This is a genomic window from Enterococcus caccae ATCC BAA-1240 (assembly GCF_000407145.1).
Taxonomy (GTDB): domain Bacteria; phylum Bacillota; class Bacilli; order Lactobacillales; family Enterococcaceae; genus Enterococcus_L; species Enterococcus_L caccae.
Genome location: NZ_KE136476.1, coordinates 73,003 through 94,518, shown reverse-complemented (window position 1 = coordinate 94,518; position 21,516 = coordinate 73,003). Strand labels below are relative to the sequence as shown.

The 21,516-nt window shown below is 35.7% G+C and carries 17 protein-coding genes and 1 CRISPR repeat array; all 17 genes read right to left on the bottom strand.

The window, feature by feature from the left end; genetic code table 11:
* Window positions 1-322: 322 nt before the first annotated feature.
* Window positions 323-2,716, bottom strand: a complete 2,394-nt coding sequence (locus I580_RS14935; protein ID WP_167324166.1) for a MucBP domain-containing protein — start codon at window positions 2,714-2,716, stop codon at window positions 323-325.
* A gap of 427 nt (window positions 2,717-3,143) precedes the next feature.
* The gene (locus tag I580_RS14930) at window positions 3,144-6,896 is read right to left on the bottom strand and encodes a hypothetical protein (protein WP_248632354.1); all 3,753 of its coding nucleotides are present in this window, start codon (window positions 6,894-6,896) and stop codon (window positions 3,144-3,146) included.
* Window positions 6,897-7,033: 137 nt separating this feature from the next.
* On the bottom strand, window positions 7,034-8,071 hold the full coding sequence (locus I580_RS14925; RefSeq protein WP_010770728.1) for a WxLIP family cell surface protein: 1,038 nt from the start codon (window positions 8,069-8,071) through the stop codon (window positions 7,034-7,036).
* A 125-nt stretch (window positions 8,072-8,196) separates the two neighbouring features.
* Window positions 8,197-8,928: a hypothetical protein gene (locus I580_RS14920; protein ID WP_010770727.1), complete on the bottom strand. Its 732-nt coding sequence runs from the start codon at window positions 8,926-8,928 to the stop codon at window positions 8,197-8,199.
* A gap of 88 nt (window positions 8,929-9,016) precedes the next feature.
* Window positions 9,017-9,241, bottom strand: coding sequence for a hypothetical protein (locus I580_RS14915; protein ID WP_010770726.1), 225 nt, complete (start codon window positions 9,239-9,241; stop codon window positions 9,017-9,019).
* A gap of 9 nt (window positions 9,242-9,250) precedes the next feature.
* Entirely contained in the window at window positions 9,251-9,565 is a 315-nt protein-coding gene (locus I580_RS14910; RefSeq protein ID WP_010770725.1) for a hypothetical protein, read from the bottom strand.
* Window positions 9,566-9,567: 2 nt separating this feature from the next.
* A complete protein-coding gene (locus tag I580_RS14905) occupies window positions 9,568-10,668 on the bottom strand; it encodes a WxLIP family cell surface protein (protein WP_010770724.1) in 1,101 nt (366 codons plus the stop codon).
* Between the two features lie 34 nt (window positions 10,669-10,702).
* Window positions 10,703-11,062 (bottom strand): hypothetical protein, encoded by a 360-nt coding sequence (locus I580_RS17300; RefSeq protein ID WP_248632352.1) that lies wholly within the window; start codon window positions 11,060-11,062, stop codon window positions 10,703-10,705.
* Window positions 11,063-11,450: 388 nt separating this feature from the next.
* Entirely contained in the window at window positions 11,451-12,203 is a 753-nt protein-coding gene (locus I580_RS14895; protein WP_010770722.1) for a helix-turn-helix domain-containing protein, read from the bottom strand.
* A 250-nt stretch (window positions 12,204-12,453) separates the two neighbouring features.
* On the bottom strand, window positions 12,454-13,545 hold the full coding sequence (locus tag I580_RS14890) for a tyrosine-type recombinase/integrase (RefSeq protein WP_010770721.1): 1,092 nt from the start codon (window positions 13,543-13,545) through the stop codon (window positions 12,454-12,456).
* 529 nt (window positions 13,546-14,074) lie between these two features.
* Window positions 14,075-14,850: a CRISPR direct-repeat array (repeat unit 33 nt; unit sequence ATTTAAATCCACTAGCTCTATACAGAGCTAGAC).
* Between the two features lie 172 nt (window positions 14,851-15,022).
* Window positions 15,023-15,313, bottom strand: a complete 291-nt coding sequence (cas2, locus tag I580_RS14885) for a CRISPR-associated endonuclease Cas2 (RefSeq protein WP_010770720.1) — start codon at window positions 15,311-15,313, stop codon at window positions 15,023-15,025.
* Between the two features lie 21 nt (window positions 15,314-15,334).
* Window positions 15,335-16,228 carry a hypothetical protein gene (locus I580_RS14880; protein WP_010770719.1) on the bottom strand — a complete coding sequence of 298 codons (894 nt, stop codon included), beginning with the start codon at window positions 16,226-16,228 and terminating at the stop codon, window positions 15,335-15,337.
* A gap of 62 nt (window positions 16,229-16,290) precedes the next feature.
* The gene (gene cas1c, locus I580_RS14875) at window positions 16,291-17,322 is read right to left on the bottom strand and encodes a type I-C CRISPR-associated endonuclease Cas1c (protein WP_010770718.1); all 1,032 of its coding nucleotides are present in this window, start codon (window positions 17,320-17,322) and stop codon (window positions 16,291-16,293) included.
* Complete coding sequence (gene cas4 / locus I580_RS14870; protein WP_010770717.1) at window positions 17,319-17,972, bottom strand: CRISPR-associated protein Cas4; 654 nt, start codon at window positions 17,970-17,972, stop codon at window positions 17,319-17,321. Before cas4 ends, cas1c begins: the two co-directional genes overlap by 4 nt.
* Window position 17,973: 1 nt before the next feature.
* Window positions 17,974-18,837 (bottom strand): type I-C CRISPR-associated protein Cas7/Csd2, encoded by an 864-nt coding sequence (cas7c, locus tag I580_RS14865; RefSeq protein ID WP_010770716.1) that lies wholly within the window; start codon window positions 18,835-18,837, stop codon window positions 17,974-17,976.
* Window positions 18,838-18,840: 3 nt separating this feature from the next.
* Window positions 18,841-20,763 (bottom strand): type I-C CRISPR-associated protein Cas8c/Csd1, encoded by a 1,923-nt coding sequence (gene cas8c / locus I580_RS14860; protein ID WP_010770715.1) that lies wholly within the window; start codon window positions 20,761-20,763, stop codon window positions 18,841-18,843.
* Window positions 20,763-21,494 (bottom strand): type I-C CRISPR-associated protein Cas5c, encoded by a 732-nt coding sequence (cas5c, locus tag I580_RS14855; RefSeq protein WP_010770714.1) that lies wholly within the window; start codon window positions 21,492-21,494, stop codon window positions 20,763-20,765. The genes cas8c and cas5c overlap by 1 nt, the downstream gene beginning before the upstream one ends.
* Window positions 21,495-21,516: the final 22 nt, after the last annotated feature.

The window sequence follows — 21,516 nt, the reverse complement described above, 5'->3', positions numbered from 1 at the left end:
TATGGCTTATTCCCAAAAAGTTACTCCTACTTTTAAAAAAGGCCCAAACTCTCCTAAAACATCTGATTCTAACAGTTCGTCTGAATGCTTAAATCCCCCCACCAAAGTGTTGGAGAGAGCATCTTGTAAATTTTGGAGCTTCTACAATTTCAAGTTGAAAATTTCTTTATGTTTTGACAAAATACTTTTTCAAACAAACAGAAAAACCTAGAGGAAATTCCCTCTAGGAATTATACTACTTGATTTAATTCTCCTCTTGACTAATCTTCGAAACGTAACGAAGTCCTAACTCACAAGTGTCATATCTGCTACGACCATTTTATTAAGGTACTTGTTCCACTTGCCATAAAATAGTTGCTCGGTAGTTCCCTGCCTGCAACACGTCTCTTGAAGGAACTTCTAATAGCAATCCCGATTCATTTTTGTCCCACTCACTACTTACATTATATTGGCCTTTAGTTTCATGTGTTCTTTTCGCAATTTCCTGCGTCGTATTTTCCGATAATATAACCGTTTCTATAGCATCTATTTTATAACGAATTGCAGACGGCAAGACTTTACTCGGATCCTCTTGGCTCGTTAACGGTTTCTTTAACGTCGCTGTTAAGTTCCACGGTCCACTATTTTTGCGGTTGTCCCAAACAATCAATGGTTTGTCATACTTGGCTTTCTCTACTGTTATAGAGGGAATCCCTAAAGTCTTTCGACCAAAATTCAAGAAAGTTGGAGAAGATTGTACAAAGAGTATCCCGTTGAATTGATAGAGCATTGTACTTTCTTCATTTGTTACAGGAATCTTGGTCTCATTTTCTGGCTTTGTCTTTATTTGATAATTTTTAGCCAAGATACTTGCAATCGCTTGTTTGACTTCTATTTCTTTCGTTAAATCGATCGTTGTTCCGATTTCTTTATCGAAAGTGATTTTATCATGTAAGGCTTCTCCTGTTTCATCTAGAAACTCTACGTTCACTTTTTGATTACGCTTTTCAAAAACTGCCCGTATTTTAGCATCTGTAGTCCCCATAGTAAAAGTAGTGGATGCAGATTGATCATCAGAAATACTTGCCCCTTCACCAGATAATATTTCCCAGTTTATAAACTTATATTCTGCGTTTGGGATTGCAGTAATTGTCGTTGCCTGTCCTGTAAGAATTCGATCTGCTTCTACCGAGACGCTTCCTCCTTCAACAGGACTAGGTTCGGCTGTTAAATGCTTCCAATTATCACCATATTTTTTATAGATCATTGTAAAATTTTCTTCTTCATTCGAAAAATACCCATGAATCTCCTGATCTTCGTACGGTACATAATTTGCAATATCTTTTGCTATGATTATATATGGATCACCAATCCCTCCTGTTATTCTATCTGAAGGGGCTATTTTTACTCCTGTATCATCCACATAGTTTACAGTGATGGGGGCTCCCTTGTCTATACGAACAATGATTACATCACTCAGAGAAAATGATCCGAGTTTATTTTTCGATCTAAAGGAAATTGTGGTCTGATCAGCAGGCGCTTCAAAACGAATGGGCGTAATCGGCACAGCATATGTGTCATTGCTGGTCAAAGGCACATCCACTATATTACCAGGTCCTGAAACAGCTGTGCCGCCGTATACTCTAGCATTTGTCATCCCTCCACTTATTACAGCCGTAAGCTCATAGGTAGAGCTAGGTTCCGTGTCTATCGTTTGCCCTAGAATTATTGTTCCACTTGTGTTTGTACCGGCTGACGTGTTCCATAAAGATCTCAAATAGTCATTACTCGGCAATTTAACAGCACTCACTTTAGTCTTTATCACTTCTTCTTTCGGCCACTTTATGTTTCGTGAATCTCCATTTTTCGAGCCTAATGATAATTTGTGTATCGTTTCTGACATAGTAGCGGTAGTTCCCATTATATTCCAACTTGGAATCTGAGTATTTGAATCTCCAAATTGTAGATTGGGGTTCGTTAGTAGATTGCTCCGGGGCGCGATATACATGTTCTTCAATTGAAAAGGACCTTTAATTGCTTGAGCTCTAAATGACAGAGTTGTTATTTTAGACCTTGCAGTGAATCGATAGACTCCAGTTGACTTAAAACTGCTGTCCCCAGTTAAACTTATTGAAAGTAGAGTATTCGGACCCGACGTGCTCGTTTGGTTATCTGCCCTTATAGACGTAATTCCACCTAAATAGTCTGCAGAAAATTCATAAGACTCATTAGCTACTGTTTCTATTTGTTGGCTAAATATTATGGTACCCTTGGCACTTTCAGTCGCTCCTACCAAATGATCTTCATCAGCATTAAGACTAGTATGCATATGTCCTAACGGGTCATCACCTGATGGTGTTTCCACTCTTTTTAGCATGCGTGAATTCTCTCCAGCCTTACGTTTTTCGAGTATCAACTCATAAGGGAATATGGAAAGAGGGGTATCCCCCCCTTGTATCCTCCAGTTTGGAATTTCAGTGTCTTTATCGGTAAATCGAAGATTAGGATTCTTAATTTTATTATTTTGTTCATTTGATAAATTATCCAGTTCGACTGATCGTTTCTCCCTCATTTTTTCACCCAAAACACTAGTATCCTTCAAATTCTCTGTTTCTACCTTTGTGACAGCAACTTGTTTTTCTATTCCCTCTTTTAAATCACTTTCAGAGCTAGCTACAATAGGTTTTGTCGTACCATACAACACCATGACAGAAAAAATACTGATGATTGTCCCCACGATGAGTATCCATCGTAGTTTAGTTTTAGGAGAATTCTTTTGGTTGTTCATTTTTTCACCTTCATTATTTAATTCCTGAAAAAAACTATGTCGTTTCATGTTTAATTCTTTTGCGTTTTATCACTTTATAACTCAAAATGAAAACAAGTATGCCTACATATAACATCAAAAAACACACGAAATAAAGTCCCTTATTGCTTATTTTATTTCCTACCAATTGTTGATTACGACCAATTGTCACCATTGTTTGATTTGACGTTGATCTGAGCTAAATAATCTCCTATAGTCAGTCGATCCCCCAGGTGAATCACCAATTCACCCAATGCTCCTATTTGTTCTTTTTCTCTCATTTCAATTAGTGAACAACGTTGTTCGCTGAGAGCCCTTTTTTATCAATAAACCTCTGTTCTCGTTCTGTTCTGAATCATCAAGGTACTTGTTCTACTTGCCATAAAATAGTTGCTCGGTAGCCACCTGCTTGCAATACTTCTCCTGAAGGAACTTCTAATAGCAATCCCGATTCATTTTTGTCCCACTCACTACTTACATTATATTGGCCTTTAGTTTCATGTGTTCTTTTCGCAATTTCCTGCGTCGTATTCTCCGATAATATAACCGTTTCTTCAGCATCTATTTTATAACGAATTGCAGATGGCAAGACTTTACTCGGATCTTCTTGGCTCGTTAATGGCTTCTTTAACGTCGCTGTTAAATTCCACGGTCCACTGTTTTTACGGTTATCCCAAACAATCAATGGTTTGTCATACTTGGCTTTTTCTACTTTTATAAACGGGATTCCTAAAGTCTTTCGACCAAAATTCAAAAAAGTTGGGGAAGATTGTACAAATAGTGTCCCGTTAAATTGATAGAACACTGTACTTTCTTCACTTGTTACAGGAATCTTGGTCTCGTTTTCCGGCTTTGTCTTTATTTGATAATTTTTAGCCAAGATACTTGCAATTGCTTGTTTGACTTCAGTTTCTCTCGTCAAATCGATCGTTGTTCCTATCGTCTTTTCAAAAGTGAGCTTATCATGTAACACATCTCCTGTTTCATCAATAAATGCTACATTTACTTTTTGATAAGGTTGAATAGTAATAGCAATCGTTTTTTTAACTATTTTTGAGTCTTTAACTGCTTTGAGTGTTGCTTCATAACTGCCAAATCCTGGATTAGAAGGTATTGTGCTAGACTCTACTGAAAGATCGATTCCCTCACTTGAACCTGTTTCAAGCTCCCAAGCAATCGCTTCTGATTTTTCGAGAATCAATTGATTGATCTGGCTTTCTGTTAGGTTTTGAAAAGGATCTGAACCACTGCTAAAATCATTAGCAATTAGATAAATCCCTTCCAATGGTGGTTTTTCATCCATTACTTGAATCGGAACTTTTATTAAAATCGTCTTATCCGGTTGGTTTACATCGGTCATTCTTACCATCACGCTAGTTCCCCCAACAATTGACGTATCTGGCATCTCCCCTTCATATTCAAATGAAGCCTCATGCTCGGGTAGTATCACAGCGTCTTGTATCACTTCGGAAGCTTTTTTATTAAAGTCAGCTCCCTTTTGGATAAGTTGAGGAATTGGTTTTGCCCCAAGATTATAGACATTGATATCTACTGAATAATCTTGTGAAGGCAACCCATTATACTGACCTTCCCCTTCATTAATAGCCAATAAAGAAGTATTATAACTTTTAATTGTTCCAGGCTCTTCATTCAGTTTTTCTGGTAGTTCGGTTCTTGGGATAGTTAAACGACTTTCAAATTCTCTTTCGTTATTCGAGGTAAACGGTACTGTTATTTCTTTCTCATTATAATAGGTCACATAGATCGTTCCATGATCATTTACTGTAGGGATTTTACTTAATTTATAGTTCGTTTCAAAATCTTTCGTATAGTCTGGGTAAACATTAAAAACTTCTGGCTCAGCTTTTAGTTGCATGTAGGGCAGCTCCTCACCAAAAAAAAGATCATAGCCTACTTTTAATGCTTCATTTGGCCGAATCTTTTTTGTTGGTGCACCTAACTGATAGTTAGGATAGACCTTCGTACCAGATGAAACAATATCCCCTGCCTTGTAATCTGAATTTTCAAGACCAGCCTTTCTAAAGTCATCCCCAAAGTAATTGCTGTTCCTTGCTCCGGACAAATCACCAACCATATATTTGGTATAGTCTGATAACCACTTTCCTTTAGAATCTTTTAGCCTAATTGCCAATCTATGTCCTCCCTCATCCTTCTGCTGATAGAAACCACTATTACGAGCTAAAGCAAATACCTCATTATTAGTAAAAGGATTACTACTATATGACATTGGCATATTTTCCAACAGCGCAAAAGTCTTTATCGTATCAGAAAGATTATACATATCCAGCCGTACCTTAAAATTAAAATTCCGATTCAATGACAGATTATAAACATAAAGAATTTCATTTGTTTCATCGAATAATATTTGTTTTATTTTATCGTCTTTTCGCAAAAAGTATTTGGACGTAATAAATGTATTACCAACATTATCACTACCAATACCATAGTCAGAATTATACGATACTCCGTAAATAATCTTTCCATTTACAATCGGAATAGACGAAACTTTCCGACTAAATGGTAGATACCCCGATCCAAATTTATCCAATGCAATAAACCCATTATCTGATTTCATACCATTTATGGACAGATTCCGATTTGCAAAACCAATTTTTGATTCATTCAACGGATTTGTTAAAGTTCCCCGAACAGATCCCAAAGGGATATCTTCCCATTCTTCCATGTCATCCTCTTCAAATACTCCATCAGGAAAAATCAAAACATTACGCGTATACGAGATATTTTGCTCGCCTAAATAAGCTGTAAGCGTCACTTTTTTCGTTCCTTTACTAGCATTTCCCAGCGCAGATTTAGTCATGCGCACATTTATTTTTCTTCCAGAACTTAGTTCCCAAGCTTTTGGTGCTAACTTTTGTTCTAATACCTGAACGATTTGTTGGTCTGTTTTCCCTTTAATTTCACTTTCTCTTACAGAAGCTGAATCGTTAAAACTTATTCCTACTTTTGAATCAACAATAACCGTTTGATTATCTGAGACTATCGTAATCGGAACTTTGATAGTTGTCGTAATTTGTTTATTCGTTTTCTCTGTTATTTTTACATAAACCCAATGAAAACCAACTGTTCCAGTATCAAATTTTTTCACTATTTCGCCGTTCTCATCAACAAACTGATATGTAGCATTCGATGCAATCGTATTATTTATTGTTTGGAATTTTGTAAATAAATTTGTTGGATTACTCCCCAAAGAGAGCGTTGCATTTTGAGCCACGGATACAAATGCTTGCGAATCAGCACCAAAGACAACGACCTCTTTTTGAACAGATGCTTTTTGCTTTTCCTCTCCCGTTCCTACGGTTACTTCGAATTCAGCTTTATAAATTCCAACAGAAGTTGTTACAATTGTCGTTTTGATCGTATCTACTGGAACAGGCGTCCCATCTTCCAATTTCCAAGAATGAACACCAGACTTCTCTTTTACTAATTGTTGTAATTGTTCGTTTGTTTTATTGGCTATTTCATTTGGATACAAAATAATTTTTCCATCTGTATGGGTTATTTGAAGCGCTACTTGATGATTCAATAATAAAGAAGTTCCTAAATCGGTCACAGTGACCGATACGGGAACGCGAATACTGGTTAAATTATAATTTTCTGTAATTTCTACATAGATAGTTTGGAACCCCACCGTTTCACTGTTTGGATTCATTGGCGAACCATCTCGATTCACATATGCATATACAGCTCCGTATTCAGGATGTGGAAGCACACTGTTAGAAAAAAGTTTGGCCCGACCAGCTTCACTGCTAAGATCGGGAAAGGCTTCATTTTGTTTCAGCATCAATACCTTGGGCGTTACTTTTAATCCTTTTTCATTTTCAACTGGCTTTAATCTGTTGACTACATTATCATTCCTTTCAGCCTTAGTTGTAGACTGTTCCATAACTACATCAGAAAGTACGTTGGGCCTCGTGCTTGTATTGGATACCTTTTTCACACCAGCTTCTGATTTTGCCAGTATCGGATTAGTCGCAGTGACTAGAAGTGAAAATAAAAAAACACCAGCGACTGCTAATCCGATAATAAAACTGATTAAACGACCTTTTGAGTAATTCTTTTTTCCATGCATCATTGCCTTCTCCCTTCTTAATTATTTTGATTGTCTGTTCATTATTCTCTTAATGCAACACCTCCTTCAGTCCCCTCTACCTTCCACATGAGGAGATACATGTTAGTGTTGATTGTATTGGCGCTACGAAAAAATCCTTATTTTTTCCTCTTTCCTGCTCTTTTCCTCTTTATCAATCGATTACTTGCAACTACTATAATTAAAACTGGAGCAAACAACCAGATTTTCTTTCGATGAGTTGGTTTATTTTCGACCTGTTGCGAATGAATACGCTCAGCTTCTAATGTATTAATGGAGAAATCTTCGGTCCATGACCAATTACCGCCATTTTTTGACGACACGTTTATCTGCGCGGTGTACTTTCCAGCATTCAGCCCTTTATCTGCTAAATCAACTGGAAAATCGATCATTGAATTAGGTGCCATTCTCATGTCTTTTTTGTAGTATTCAAATAAAGTATTCGACTTATTCGCTTTTCTTATTTGAACCTCTATTGCCATCATTTCTAAATATACAGGCTGTACATTAGACATATTGACAAAAAAATGGCTTTTCTTATCTTTAAACGCTATGTATGTTTTATTTAATTTCAATTCTGGTTTTATATGACTAGTATCCCCCACTCTCAATAACATCCCGATCAAAAAGGCAAATTCATTCACAACGATATCTTTTTTCCCTCGACTATTTATCTCATCAGTATCTATAGGTTGTAATTGAATGCCACCAGCAATCAGCCCATCGGCAACATTTTTCGGTAAACTAATGGCCAGCTCCAAGCGTTGGCTACTTTTGGGAGGAATCACAACCTGTTCTGGTCCCTTGACTAACGCTGTAAACCCATGTTTCAAAGAAGGATCTTTTTTTAGATTGTTTAAACCATATTCAACTCTTCCAATATTGTTGGTTTTGGCTGTATTTAAATTAACTTGTACTGTCAGCTCCTTGTCTAATGAATTATATAGTTTCAACGATACTGTTTGTTTGTTTTCAGACTGTACAGTAAGATCAAAATAACCTAAATTTTTATTCGTTTGATTTTCTGGATAAAGCAACTCATACGACAAACCATTTATCAAATTAGAAGAATCTTGGTTTGCCAAGCTCTTAACTGGTTTAACAAAAAAAACAAGAAGACCTAACACTAGTGCTAAATACGAAAGATACTTATTCATCCACTTTCCCTCTCTAACAAAGCAATCCTTTTTTATGTATTACGTTTTATTTCTGTGAACAATTTATAACAATAACTGTCGTTCAATCTACTTACTTATTTGTGTCAAAACCGTCGTACTTACTCTTAGTACGTGTTATCTAAACTCCAGTCTACACTACCTTTAAATGCTTTCCCGGCAGCTCCTGTTCCTGTAGTAACAGTTAATTTTGTATCCGTCACTTTTGTTGCAAAGCCACCTTTAACAGCATCTGCTTTTGTTTTGGCTATAATATTAGTCGCAGTCGTATTGCCTGCTTCTAACGTTACGCTTTTACCAACAATAATATTATTAGGATCAGAAAGTTTCCCCAAGTTCCCTTCGATCGGGTTCGGTAAAAAGTCATTTGTATCTGGATCAACTTCACCGATATCGTAAGATTGTGGATCACCTAAAGTAAAGGTTAGTTTCGATGGTAATTCTGTAGCTGAATTATCTTTTGACACTAATTTAGATAATGTTGCCGTTACTTTCCAAGCTGAAGTTGTTGAAGCTTTTGTTTCGCCTTCACCTTCACCACCAGCTTCAGTCCCTTGTCTATCATCATTCACGACAATATATTGCTCATCCTCTACAGTATTACTGTATGTAGCGATATTCGCTGTTGCAGCTTGACGACCAAAATCAAATTTAGATGGTGTCCATACCAATGCTAAGTTATCCTTAAATGGTCCTGAGCCTGGTTTATTCGGACCGTCAGTTTCAAAACGAATCCCCAAATCTGTTTGCTCTTTTCCAACTTCTTCTGCATTTGCAGGTTTTGCAAAAATCAGCAATGCTGTTGAAGCTAACAATGTTGTAAATAGTATTTTTTTCAAAATTTAATCACCCTTCTTATTTAACGTAAATAAGATTGACGACAGTTACTGTTATAAATTGTTCACAGAATAATTCAGTTCATCGTTTCTAACCAATGAGCTTGATTTGATCTTTCAGTAATACAAATAGATAAATAATCAGCGCCAGACTGGTGATCGACACCGCCAATAGACTAAAATTAAAGACTAATTCATGTCTTTTTTTTCTTAACTTTCTGACTAAAAAAACATCTCGGGAAAGTGTTACTAGAAAAAAAAGTAACGAACTAGCGACAATTCCTCCTAATATATAAACCCACAAATAATCTAGCATGTGTTCCTCCTATATATTTATACTGTATACCTTACGTAAACTGACAACTCCTAAAAAAATGATCAAGCAAGCCACTCCTAACAGCAATAAGATAAACGAAGTCATCATTTGCCCTAAATGTGGTAGCGCACCATCCGTTGAGATCCCTCCTGGCTTTGTTTCATAAATAGGTGCTTTAGGTTTATCCGGCTCATAAAACTGATTAAATGAAATCCCCGTATCCGTTTTATCTTGATCTGCTAAAACATACGTCACTTGGCTAAACAAGGTAAAAAATACATAAAGCATCATAACTAACGGCCAAATAAAACAAGCTTTTTTCATTCTTATTCACCAGCTTTTCTGTTTATTTTTTTACGTTTTTTCTTTTGGTTCCCTTGTTTTTTTCGTTTAGCAATTCGAACTTTCTTCCATTGTTTTTCCCATTTTGTTCTTCTAAAGACCATTGCAAGCATGACTAAAACAGTTCCTACTATCAAGAAAATCGCCGCACCTTTGATCCAATTAGGGGTAATAATTTTAAACGCACTTTCTTCGTTCATTTTTTTAGCTTGTTGATTCGTTATCGTAAATTCTTTACTAAGTTGCCATTCTTGATAATCATTGGATGCATCCAACTTCAAGGTATATGTACCAGAAGGCATTGCCGCAATTCCCCAATCCATTTCAAAATCAAACGAACTGTTAGGCGCCATACTATAATTTTCTACGGATTTCCTTTTCACTACTTCATCGGTCCCTTTTTTAGTCATTGTGGCTACAATGCTTAAGTTTTCCAATACTTTGGGTTCAGGATTTTGTAGATGACCTAATACCATTTTTTTCCCGCGCTTTATTGAAGCTTTAGCTGATTTTAAATCCAGCTTTTGAGCATTATTAAATTCATCTCCTGATTCAGAAGTAATCAATCCTACTCGATAAGAAAATTCTGTTGAAACGCCACTTTTGGCTTTTTCCTCTTGGTCTAGCGCGAAGACAATTGCCCCCATTTTCACCCCATCATACTTTTCTTTTGGTGGTGTTACTTGGATCTTCACTGTTTTTTCTTCATAATTGCTAACCGTGACATCCGGGGTTGTTATTTTGATCATAGATGTCACCGGTTCTCTTAAGGTCTGATCATAAAGTGTTTTGTCAGCACTATATTCAATCGTTCCTGCATCGCCTGTGATCGCATTGGTTCCATAAATCTTTAGATGAACCTCTTCTTTTTTCGTACTTTTGATTCTAACTTCCAGTGTTTGGGTTTCTCCTGGTGTCGTTTTTACATAAAAATAGCTTTTTGTGGGATCTATTTGGTTGTTTGATTGTACAAGCGTTACTGTGTATCCTAGATTGTCATCACCTGCTGCGAACACTCGATTCTCTTCAAAAAATAGTGAACAAAAGCAAATGAGTAATGCATATATCGCATTTATTTTTTTCATGAAAAAGAGTTCTCCTAACTACTACTATTTATTTTTATTTCATCGTTTGAACAATGATTTCCACATGCCATTCATTTTTTTCGTCATATTTCGTAAACTCTGTTAAGGTATAGCCATTTTTAGAAAAATAGTCTGTCCAATGAGCTAAAAATTCTTCGGCATATTTTTCAGCTGCTTCCTTTGTTGGAAAAGGACCTTCACTTTTAACTAACTCATTTTCTTCGTAGAACTCCTCTTTTTCTTCATACAGATACTTTGTAATGACATAAATAATGTAAACAATCGTTAATGCTGCTATAAATAATAGTAAGAACAGCGGCCAAATAATCGTTGTTAATAAAGCTATTCCATTGATGGCGATAATCAGTAGAAAAACAAGAATTGAAACGTTCATTTCTCTTTGAGAATTTGTTTCTCGCCTATTTTTTATGTAAAACGTCATTAGAAGAAATAGATTAAGTGTCATTAACAAAAAAACAACAAATAAATATTTAAGCAGTTCATCAAAATAGTAAGTTACTATGAACAACAGCTGGATCATAAACCTAGCATTTTTATCCACATAAAATATAGCTTCTTCATAAAACTTGGAAAAGAACATAAAATTAGTGATCCACCCTATTAAAAGGATGAATTCACAGAAATAATAATTTCGATATTTTTGATAATACTTCTTTTTCTTTTTCAACATTTAGCCATCCATTTCTTTACATAATTGCCTGGGCGTCCCCTTTGGACACAAATCTACTTTGATCTTCCTGATGATTTTTATGAAAAACTAGTTATTGCAATACTTTTTCATTGATATCTTTGAAAAAAATATCTTCTTTTTTGGGACAAGTGAGGATATATCCTTTTGTACGAACGATTTCAATTTCAAAATACGTTTGTTCTTTTAGTTTATTTCTAATGTGAAAAATAAAATTCGCTACTCGATATTTCTCAATTGGCTCTCCTGTTGAATTGCCATAGATCACTTCATTAATCTCATGATAAGTCACGACATCTTCTATATTTTGATATAATAGCTCAATAATCTTGAATTCTTTTCTTGTTAGCGTTATTCTTGTCTCATGAACTACCAAACACAATTTTGATGCGTCTAAAAAATGGTCGTGCTCTTCCTTTTTTGGTCCCATCTGATACAACAAGTGGTTTTTATAATTGATTGCATTTTTTATGATCGTTCCAAGATTTTCTATCCCTTGATCGTACGATACAAGCTCTATTACTGAATTTTTGCTTAAATGAGGATATAGTCTGATAAGTTCTGAATTTTGTTCTGAACAAAGAATCCAAATAAATAAAGAGCATTCTTCCTGCAAATGAATCAACCACTGAAATGCTTTGACATAATCTGATGACTGTTCCAAATTGATGACTAGTCCGTCTAACGAGGCGATTTGGCTTTTTTCTGTTACTGTGATTAATGAGCAACTTTGTTCCTCATCGAATGCTTTTTTTATCACCAAAGCTATGTTCTCATTTACGTCCGATTCTTCACCGATATGTAATATACCAATTGTGTTTTCCATGTGGCTCCTCCTGTTTAACTGGGTAAAATTTCGCATTTTGTTAACAAACACGAAACGACTGTATACAGCTTGTTTTATCGCTCGTTCAATGCAATATGACGGCGAACTTGACGGCGTAAACAAAATCAACTAGATAGGATTATTTCCATTTTAGGAGAAAATAATTCCGGAATAATAAAAAACGTACATTAAATGAAACACACAGAACAATCGATCTACGTTAAACATTATAATGTTTAACGTAGATCGATTAACTAATCAAATTAATAGCTTTTCTCTTTTCCGACATAAAAGAATTTATATAGGTATCTAGTGTCATTTTTGTTGACTGATGCCCCAAAAGTGCACTTATTGTAGCTATACTGACCCCTTTTTCTAGGCATCTCGTCGCAAAGCTATGTCTAAGCTGATGAAATCGAATATGAGGCAAATCAACACTTTGACACATTTTCTTTAGCCAAAATGAAATAAGCCGTGGCTCTACAGGTTTACATCCCCCTAAAACAAATGATCCATTGCTATTTTGCTTTTGTTTTGTCAAAAATTGGCTTAAATTTTTAGAGAGCGGAATTGTACGTTTAGAAGTTGTAGTTTTAGGTGTCCCCTCAACGATTTGCGTTTTTTTAGTTGTTCCATTTATAAGTTGAATTCTTTGAATTGTTCGTTTTACTGTAAGAATATTGGTTGAAAAATCAATATCCTCCCACTTCAATCCTGCAATCTCTCCGATTCTCATACCAGTTTCTAATGCTAGTACAACCGCAAGTCCTTTAGGGTGTTTAGAAGCTTTTTCTTTAAGCGTCTTTTGTTGATCCGTTGTAATTGCTTTTATATTATTAAGTTTTTTTTTCGGCAACGTCACATGTTTACAAGGATTTTCTATAAGTAATTCTCTTTTCACAGCAGCAGTAAAGCAAGACACCAAGACTTGATAGACAATTCGAACAGAATTTGGAGATAGATTCTTTCCTATTTTTTTGATCCACTCGTCTAAATTGTGTGTTGTGATCGATTGCATCGGAATATGACCTAAAAAAGGAAGAACATGTTTTATCATCTTATTTGTGTAACTAGCATATGTGCTAGGTTTTAATTGATTTTGTATTTCTTTTAACCAGCAAGAAGCCCAATCATTTAACGTTCCTCGGTACGTAATTGTTTTAAAAATATAATTGTGCGAATATAGTGCTTTCATCGTCAATAACTTTTCTTTAAGATCTGTATACTTTGTATGATAGATATATCCATAAACCGCTCGTCCATCACTCCTTCTTCCTTTTATATATCTACCTTCCCAACGGCCATCTTTTCGTTTATAAATATTTTCTCCTTTTCTAACCATAAAATCGTTCTCCTTCCGTTCTATTTTGACGGCGATTTGACGGCGAACACATTCCGTTCCAAAACACCATTAAACAACGAGATATAAAGTTAAAGATATAAATATTTTTTAAAAAATTATTTCTAACAGTATTGACAAACCGTAAAAAACATTATATTATCGGCATGTAGGTTTAATTATATATATATTTTCTTATTTGTTAACATAACAAGATAACAAATAAGATTAAAATAAAAAACAAATGAAAATATCTTTCATTTATTTTCTAGCTATTATTTTTTTACTTTCTTCGTTTTTTTGATTTTATCTTATAACTAAAAAAGCTCTTTATAAGAGCTTTTTTCTTTTTCAGTGATATAATCCAATTCCTCTAACTTTAAAATTTTCTACACAACACACAGAATCGTTCTCATTTGTTGTGTATTTTATCTTTGATTTAGTTCCATTTGATCTGTCCCCATTTATCTAAGATTAACTTTATATATAGCTAGTCCTCAGTCTTACAGACAATTTCAGCGTTGTAATCCTTATTTAAATCCACTAGTCCTATACAGAGCTAGACCCATTCAGCTATTGGTTTTAAAAAGCTCTCCCACAATTTAAATCCACTAGCTCTATAAAGAGTGAGACCGAAAACAAAAAGCACGAAAGCCGGAACTGCTGCATTTCAATCCACTCACTCTATACAGAGCTAGACTAATTTTGACCAAAAACGTCTAGCTAAAAGGGTAATTTAAATCCACTAGCTCTATACAGAGCTAGACGGCTGTAGAGTTGTATAGGTTGTTGGTGTTGAGCGTATTTAAATCCACTAGCTCTATACAGAGCTAGACTATTATAGGTCTTTTCTACCGTTATAAAATTGTTTATTTAAATCCACTAGCTCTATACAGAGCTAGACATTTATAAAATTTGTTTTGTTTGTATAGTTACTTATTTAAATCCACTAGCTCTATACAGAGCTAGACGGTAATAATAAAAATAACAGTGAGCATAATAATAATTTAAATCCACTAGCTCTATACAGAGCTAGACCTCAAAGTTAACGATACCGTAGTTGTTAAATTTATTTAAATCCACTAGCTCTATACAGAGCTAGACGCAGACCACTTGCTGATAGATAAAGTATACCAAGGTATTTAAATCCACTAGCTCTATACAGAGCTAGACATTTTCTAAATAATTAAACATTTTTAAACCAGCGAATTTAAATCCACTAGCTCTATACAGAGCTAGACACCAATCGTCGAAACGGTTGTAAACGCGCTTCCAATTTAAATCCACTAGCTCTATACAGAGCTAGACCGTGAAAATGACAAAAATAAATGACCTATCGTTATCACTTCATAAAAAAACAACGATGAAAATTAAATTTCAATGAGGAAAACAGACGTTTTAAAACATAATATTGTAAAAAATTGGTGCGGGTCCCTCAGTGTTTTCATGTGCACTTTAGGTCCGCACCACATTACTAATGCTAAAATATCAAAGGACCCTCTATATCGAAGCTTTCTTTTGCACCTATATGTTCAACTTTGTTTTGATAATTATTACCCAATCGATAAATGCGCAAACTATCTACTTCCTCATCAATTAAATCATTCAGTTCTTTCTTCAGCTTCGTCAATTCTGTCGCATCAACTATACACTCAAAAACAGAATTCTGAACACGTCGCCCATAATCTTGACATTTCTTTGCTACTTTCCTTAAACGGCGAGTACCATTCTTTGAACTTGTTGCGACATCGTAGGTTATTAATATCAACATTCAGTGTCACCACTTTCTCATTTATGCTAAACCACAAATCTTTGTAATGACTTGTGCTAACACGCCACTAACAGTATTTTGAAAAAGCTCTGAAAGGAATTCGTTTTTATGACTTCTAATAACTGATTCAAATTTACTAGTATTTTGTTCTTTAGCAGCAACTAAAGCTGCTTGACTTGCCTGTTTTACTGGACTATCGATTTTAATTGATGTTATAACTTTTTCTAACGAGCCTTCTATCGCTTGCCAATCATAGGTTTCTACACTTTCATTTTGTACGGACGTATCCATTTTACTATTTGAGGTAGCAGATTGAATAGAGCTATTTGTCATATTTCCCCCTACATTAAAAGAATGATCATCAGATTGATTGAAGCTTTCTGTAATATGATTGCGCTGAGAGTAATCTTGTTGAACACCAAAGTTTACATTACTGTGATGCCCATTAAAAACAAGCTGATCTCCATTTAAGATTTTTTGTTCCGCTACATTTATAGTATAATCACCAACTTTGCTATTAAACGATGCTTCGATCACTGATTTCACTTCTTCTAAAAACGTTTTTTCTTTAAACATCAAACGGTAGGTCTGACCTGAATTCAAAATAAAGAATAAATAAATTTTATTTTCCGTATATTTCTGATAAATAAAAAATATATATCCTCCAGAAATAAGTAAACCTAACAACCCAATTGATTTAAAATTCTCACTAAATAATCCCATCCATGAGAGCAATAAAAGAAAAATAATTCCCTTTGAGATTTTAAATTTTAATTTCCCGTCATAAATTTGTGAGATGTTACTTAATTGCATCGTCATATCTTTGAATTTTAACAAATTCCCTTTTATCGTCAATTGTTCTGTGACTATCTCTTTATCTGATGTTCCAAAAATTTTCCCTAGTTCACTATTCATAATAATAACTCCTTTTTCAATAAATTATAGTAATTACTTTCCTAACAATTTGAATGCAACTATCACTTCCATAAAAACGGCGGATAACCATCTAAATCTTCTCTTAAAAAACGACTTAACAACAATGCTTGCGTATAAGGAACTAACCCCCAATTGATTTTCTCCCCCAAAAAGGGATGCTGAATTTGTTCTTGCTTTTTTTCTTGCCATTTTTGAAAAAACGTCCGCCTACCATCGTCCGTTAAAATCACAGCGCCACTTTCTTTTTTGACGAAATCCTTTTCAGTTATCATTTTTTTATTGATCAATGTCAAAACAAAACGATCCGCATAAATTCCACGTAATTCTTCCATTAAATCTAAGGCTAAAGAAGCTCTTCCAGGTCGATCTTGATGCATAAAACCAACATACGGATCAAGACCAACTGTTTCTAAGGCTGCTGCACATTCTTGTGCTAACAACGTATACGCCAAAGAAAGCATTGCATTGACATTATCCAATGGCGGTCGGCGGTTCCGCCCATAAAAACCAAAATCACGTTTCTGCTGTAAAATCATTTGATCGAACAAAAGAAAATAGCGATTTGCTGCTTGTCCTTCAATTCCTCTTAATGATTCTAAATCACCAACTTGGCGAATATCTTCAATATATTTTTTTAATTCTCCAGAAATTTGTTTAAAGCGCTCAACATCAACTCTCATCGGATTTTCTCTTGTCATTCGCTCTAACATCCACCGTTGATTGTACAATTTACCAATAATAAAGTGGCGGGCAATTTCCAAGCTTTCTGCTTCACTATCAGATAGACGATATTGTTTTTTCCGCAACGTGACATTGCCAGTTGTGCCACCAGTCACTCGACTGCCAAATTTACCTGTATTTGTTAAGAAGGTGATACTAATGTTTTTTTCAGCACATTTGCGCATCAGAGCTGGACTTGTACCCAAGTAACCTGTTGTTACGATTGACTCTAAATTATGAAGAGGAACTCGACCTAACGTTGCCTCCTCTTTTTTTATCACAATATTTTCACCATCTAAGGCTAGATAGGTTTCAGGAGTCGTAACGAATAATGTATTTAATAATTTTCTCATTCACATAACCTCCGATCTAAATAACCTTTGACCGTTTGTACATTCATCAATTTAGGTAGGCAAATATTTTGTAACGAACATTTTTTGCAGAAATTACCTGTTTTGACTTTAGGTGTGTAGCGTCTTGCCCAGTATTGATGCATTTCAGCTACATTTTTCTTGAGTTCGTCACGTAAAGCGGGCGTAATATCCACTGCTTCTCTGCGTTTTGTTTCATGATAATAAAGATAACCTTTTGGTACTTCACAAACGAGCATTTCTTCTAGACAAACAGCTTGAGCTGTTAGCTGTAAAATATCGCTAAGCTCTTGTTTGGGCTTCCCGTGCTTGTATTCGATGGGAATCGGCGAAAAGGTTCCTGATTCTCCGTGTAACGGTATACCATTTGGATCTTGTACAAATTCCACAACATCACAGATTCCCGTAATTCCTAAAGTTGGTGAATGGATAGGTAGCGCGCGAACAATTAAGCGATCTTTGCGTTTTTCGCGAATCGTCGGCTGATCAGCTTTTTCATGTAAATATTGCCCTTCCAACGTCAATACATTTTCTTGCCATTGTTGTTCAATATGAATCAGCGCCCATTGACGGCGGCAAAAGAGAAAATGTTGAATCCCGGAAATCATTAAATAATCTTGTTCGTCGTACATATTATAGCCCTTCGATGACTGTTAGCTCGATTCCTTCTAATGGTTCAACTGTTACTTTATAATCATCAAATGATTTTGCCCGATCCACTTCAGGTATTTTTTCGATTTTTACAGAACGATGGACTTTAGCCGATGAGGCTTTGCCCATTTTGCTTGGGTGTTCCCACCAGTAGACTTTTTCTACAGCCATACTGCCGTCTGGGCGAGCCGATGATGCGTCATTTTCGAAAAGCGTGGTTAGGGCTTCTTTGATTTTTTCTGCATCAGCTTCGGTAAATCCTGTTTTTTCGGCTAGCTGAACGTTGATGCTGCCGTTGAAGACATAGACTCCAAAGTCAACGAAATGTTTGGTTCCCATGGTGTCAGAGCTTTTCCCGCCACCTTCACTAACTGAATTGACACTTTTGGTGATTTGCATGGTGTTAATGTCGATTGGTTCAAGGCTGACTGCAGTTTGTATGGAAACTGGTCCACGAACACCTACTGAAAGCTCCAACCCTTTAAATGCAAATACCTGTCCGAAGCTACGTGTATCGATCCATGTCTCACAAGCCACTTCACTGAAACGGTTAACGTCTGCTTTCTTTTTATTTGCAGCAATTTTATTTAATTCTTCAACTGAATCTACGCGATCTTTCAAGCTTTTAAGCCCATCATCTGCTCGATCATCAGACTGAACAAAGATTCTTTCTCCCATATCTTGGAGTCGATTACGAATTTTGCGTTTAATTGCTACATCTGATATTTCGCCGAATCCGTCGAAGTTTTGGCGTGGTCGGTTTCCATTTAATGGGTCACCGTTTGGATTGGCGTTTGTTACTGATGTGATTACCTTAAAGTCGATTTTGTGCGTTAAAACTGTCATGATTTATTCCTCCGTTTTCTCTTCTATTTTTTTCTTCAATTCTGCCCGTTGGCTGTAATATCCTAATAAATACTTACCGTCTAATGCTTTATCTGTATAGTGTTCAAGTTCAAAAGAAGCACCAATCTCATCTAATAATTTTTGGTAATATGTCCCTTTTCCTCTTAACCTCGCTTGATAGGGAATTAAATTTTCTTGAATAATTTTCCATGTTTTTAATGGATGATTACTAAACGCATTCATATAGCGAATGGCATTTGTACTTCTGTTAATTCCCGCTTTATATAAAGCGCGTTCTTCTAGAACGTCTGCCACTGCCAACATTCTTCCAAATAAATAATTACGATCCGTTTCATTTTTATCTAAGGCCACACTTTTCTCCTCCTTTTTAAAATCAAAATGCTTTTTCATTACAGCACAAGCAATACTTAGTGTTTTTTCCCATTCCCATTTTTCCATGCTTACAGGATTTGATGCTCGTTGCAACAGACTTCTAACAAGATTGATTGGCATCTTTTTACCATCCACAACGCAAGGAAATAATTCATGGATTGTATTTTTTATTAGGGTGTCACTAGCTCTTGCACCGTAAGCTGCTTCTGCCATATCTCTAAGTGATGGAGCGCCCCAAAATGTGTAGCGTTGTTTCTTTTTACTACCATACGTATGACGCCAAAAACACGTTTGATGCCACGCGTCAATTCGTGTAAAGTATTGTTCTTTTTCAAATGAACGATAGTACAGAACACCCATTCTTCCAGGAGTCGCAGCATCTAAAATCATAATATAAATTGGCTCATGGTAAGAAAGCTTCACGCTATAACCATTCAAGGCTTGCTTAAATAACTCAGAAAATTGTTGATGCGTTGTATCTGGATTTAGTAACATTTCTGCTTCTTCATCTTGGGCAAAAACAGCATCAAAATCAAGAAAATCAGCACTTGATTCTTCTGGATTAGGCACCTCTGTTTCTTTTTTCCCCCAGGTTAAAAAGACTCGCCCATCCAAAATAAATGCTTGTTTACCAATCAGCCATTTCAAAGCATTGTGTCCTTTTTGAGAAACTTCGTAACTAATCGATGCAACTTGATTTTTATCAGTAAAACGACCTTTATATGTGAAATTTGTAGAATCATTTCCTGAGATCAATTTCGCCATATCACCGCCATAGCGTACTTTCGAAGGATGGTTTTCTGTTAGTGGTAACATTTCTCCAGTGACATAATCTAACCCTTCATTTGTCAGTTCGTTTGTATAATAAGCAACAAATGAGTCAATTATTTCTTTATCTCCCCAGAGTGATCGTTTTTCTTTTCCCTTTTCTTGAACAGCAAATCTGACAAAAGAAGTTGATTGTTCCCCAACTACCACACTAAATAACGGTGGCTTCTCACCAAGTTCAGCTTCAAGCTCTTTTGACCATTTGGGGATAAGTTGATGATTCTTTTCAAACATTACATTTTCTTTTACTAAATCTTCAATCAATGTTCCTTTTTCTAAATACTGCAAAACACTTTTAACAACTGGCTGAGAATACTCTGATTCGCACCATGCCAGCAAGTTTTCTATATACATTTGATACGAATTTTTTCCAGCTTTATTCTTTTTATAGACACCACCATATTTTTCAAAGTCACCTGCCACATAGACTAAATTATCATGAATTAAATGTGGCGCAGATGTTGAGCCCGATCTTCCCGCAGACTCAATCGTTACAGGGATCATCGTTTGTGCTTCTTCTTTTGGTACGACATCTGCCTCGTAAAATTCACCCTCTGTCGTTATCGTCACTTCAATTTGTGCATTTTGATAAGCATGAGCAATTGGCAAAAGAACGATTTCTTTTCCTGAAGATGTTCGTTGAACTTTCCCTACTTGGTCTTCATTTTCTTTGTACGTTTGGTACAAGTCATTTAGCCAACTCATTATTCAACCTCCTGTTCCAAAGTTTCAAATAACTGATCGACAGTTTCGATATCTGTTGTTCCAAATACTTTTGCCTGCATTGTTCTAAGTGATCGAACTAAAGTGCATTCTTCTGGACGTTGAAACTTAATGATGCCTTTTTCCATAATCGGACGCCACAACCGAACAGCTAGCTCATCTTTTCCCGTTTCGTCTGGATAGGATAATCCATGCACCATCGTGCCAAAATGTAACTCTCCTTCATAATCGTCATAGTCACCTTTAGCTTTCCCAAACTCAACTGGTTCTACGTAGCCCTGACATTCTCTTGTTCCTAGAAAAATATCTCTCCGTCCGCCAGCTTTGATTGAGCGTTTTAAAATCTGATAATGTTTGTCTTCATTCCAATCTCCTTTTAAATCAGGACGATGTGGATTGAACTCAAAATGGACTTTTACTTCATAAACAGGCTTTTTCAAATACGTATAATACGCCAAATCACTAGCGCTGCTATCGTTGTATTTCATGGGTCGCATGCCTTTGGATTCCATTTGAATCGAGTTCATCACACGAACTTCATCAATATAGTACATAATCGATGGTTTCCAATAAATACTTTCTGTGATTCCTTTTAGCGCTTGATAGGTAGGCACTTGATAGGTCATTTTTTCACCACCCATTTTTGTCAAAGGATCTGTAAAAAGAGCATATTCACCTTCAACTCTAAATGAAATCTGATTTTTGTATCTCATCGTTGCTTCCTCCTTTATGATC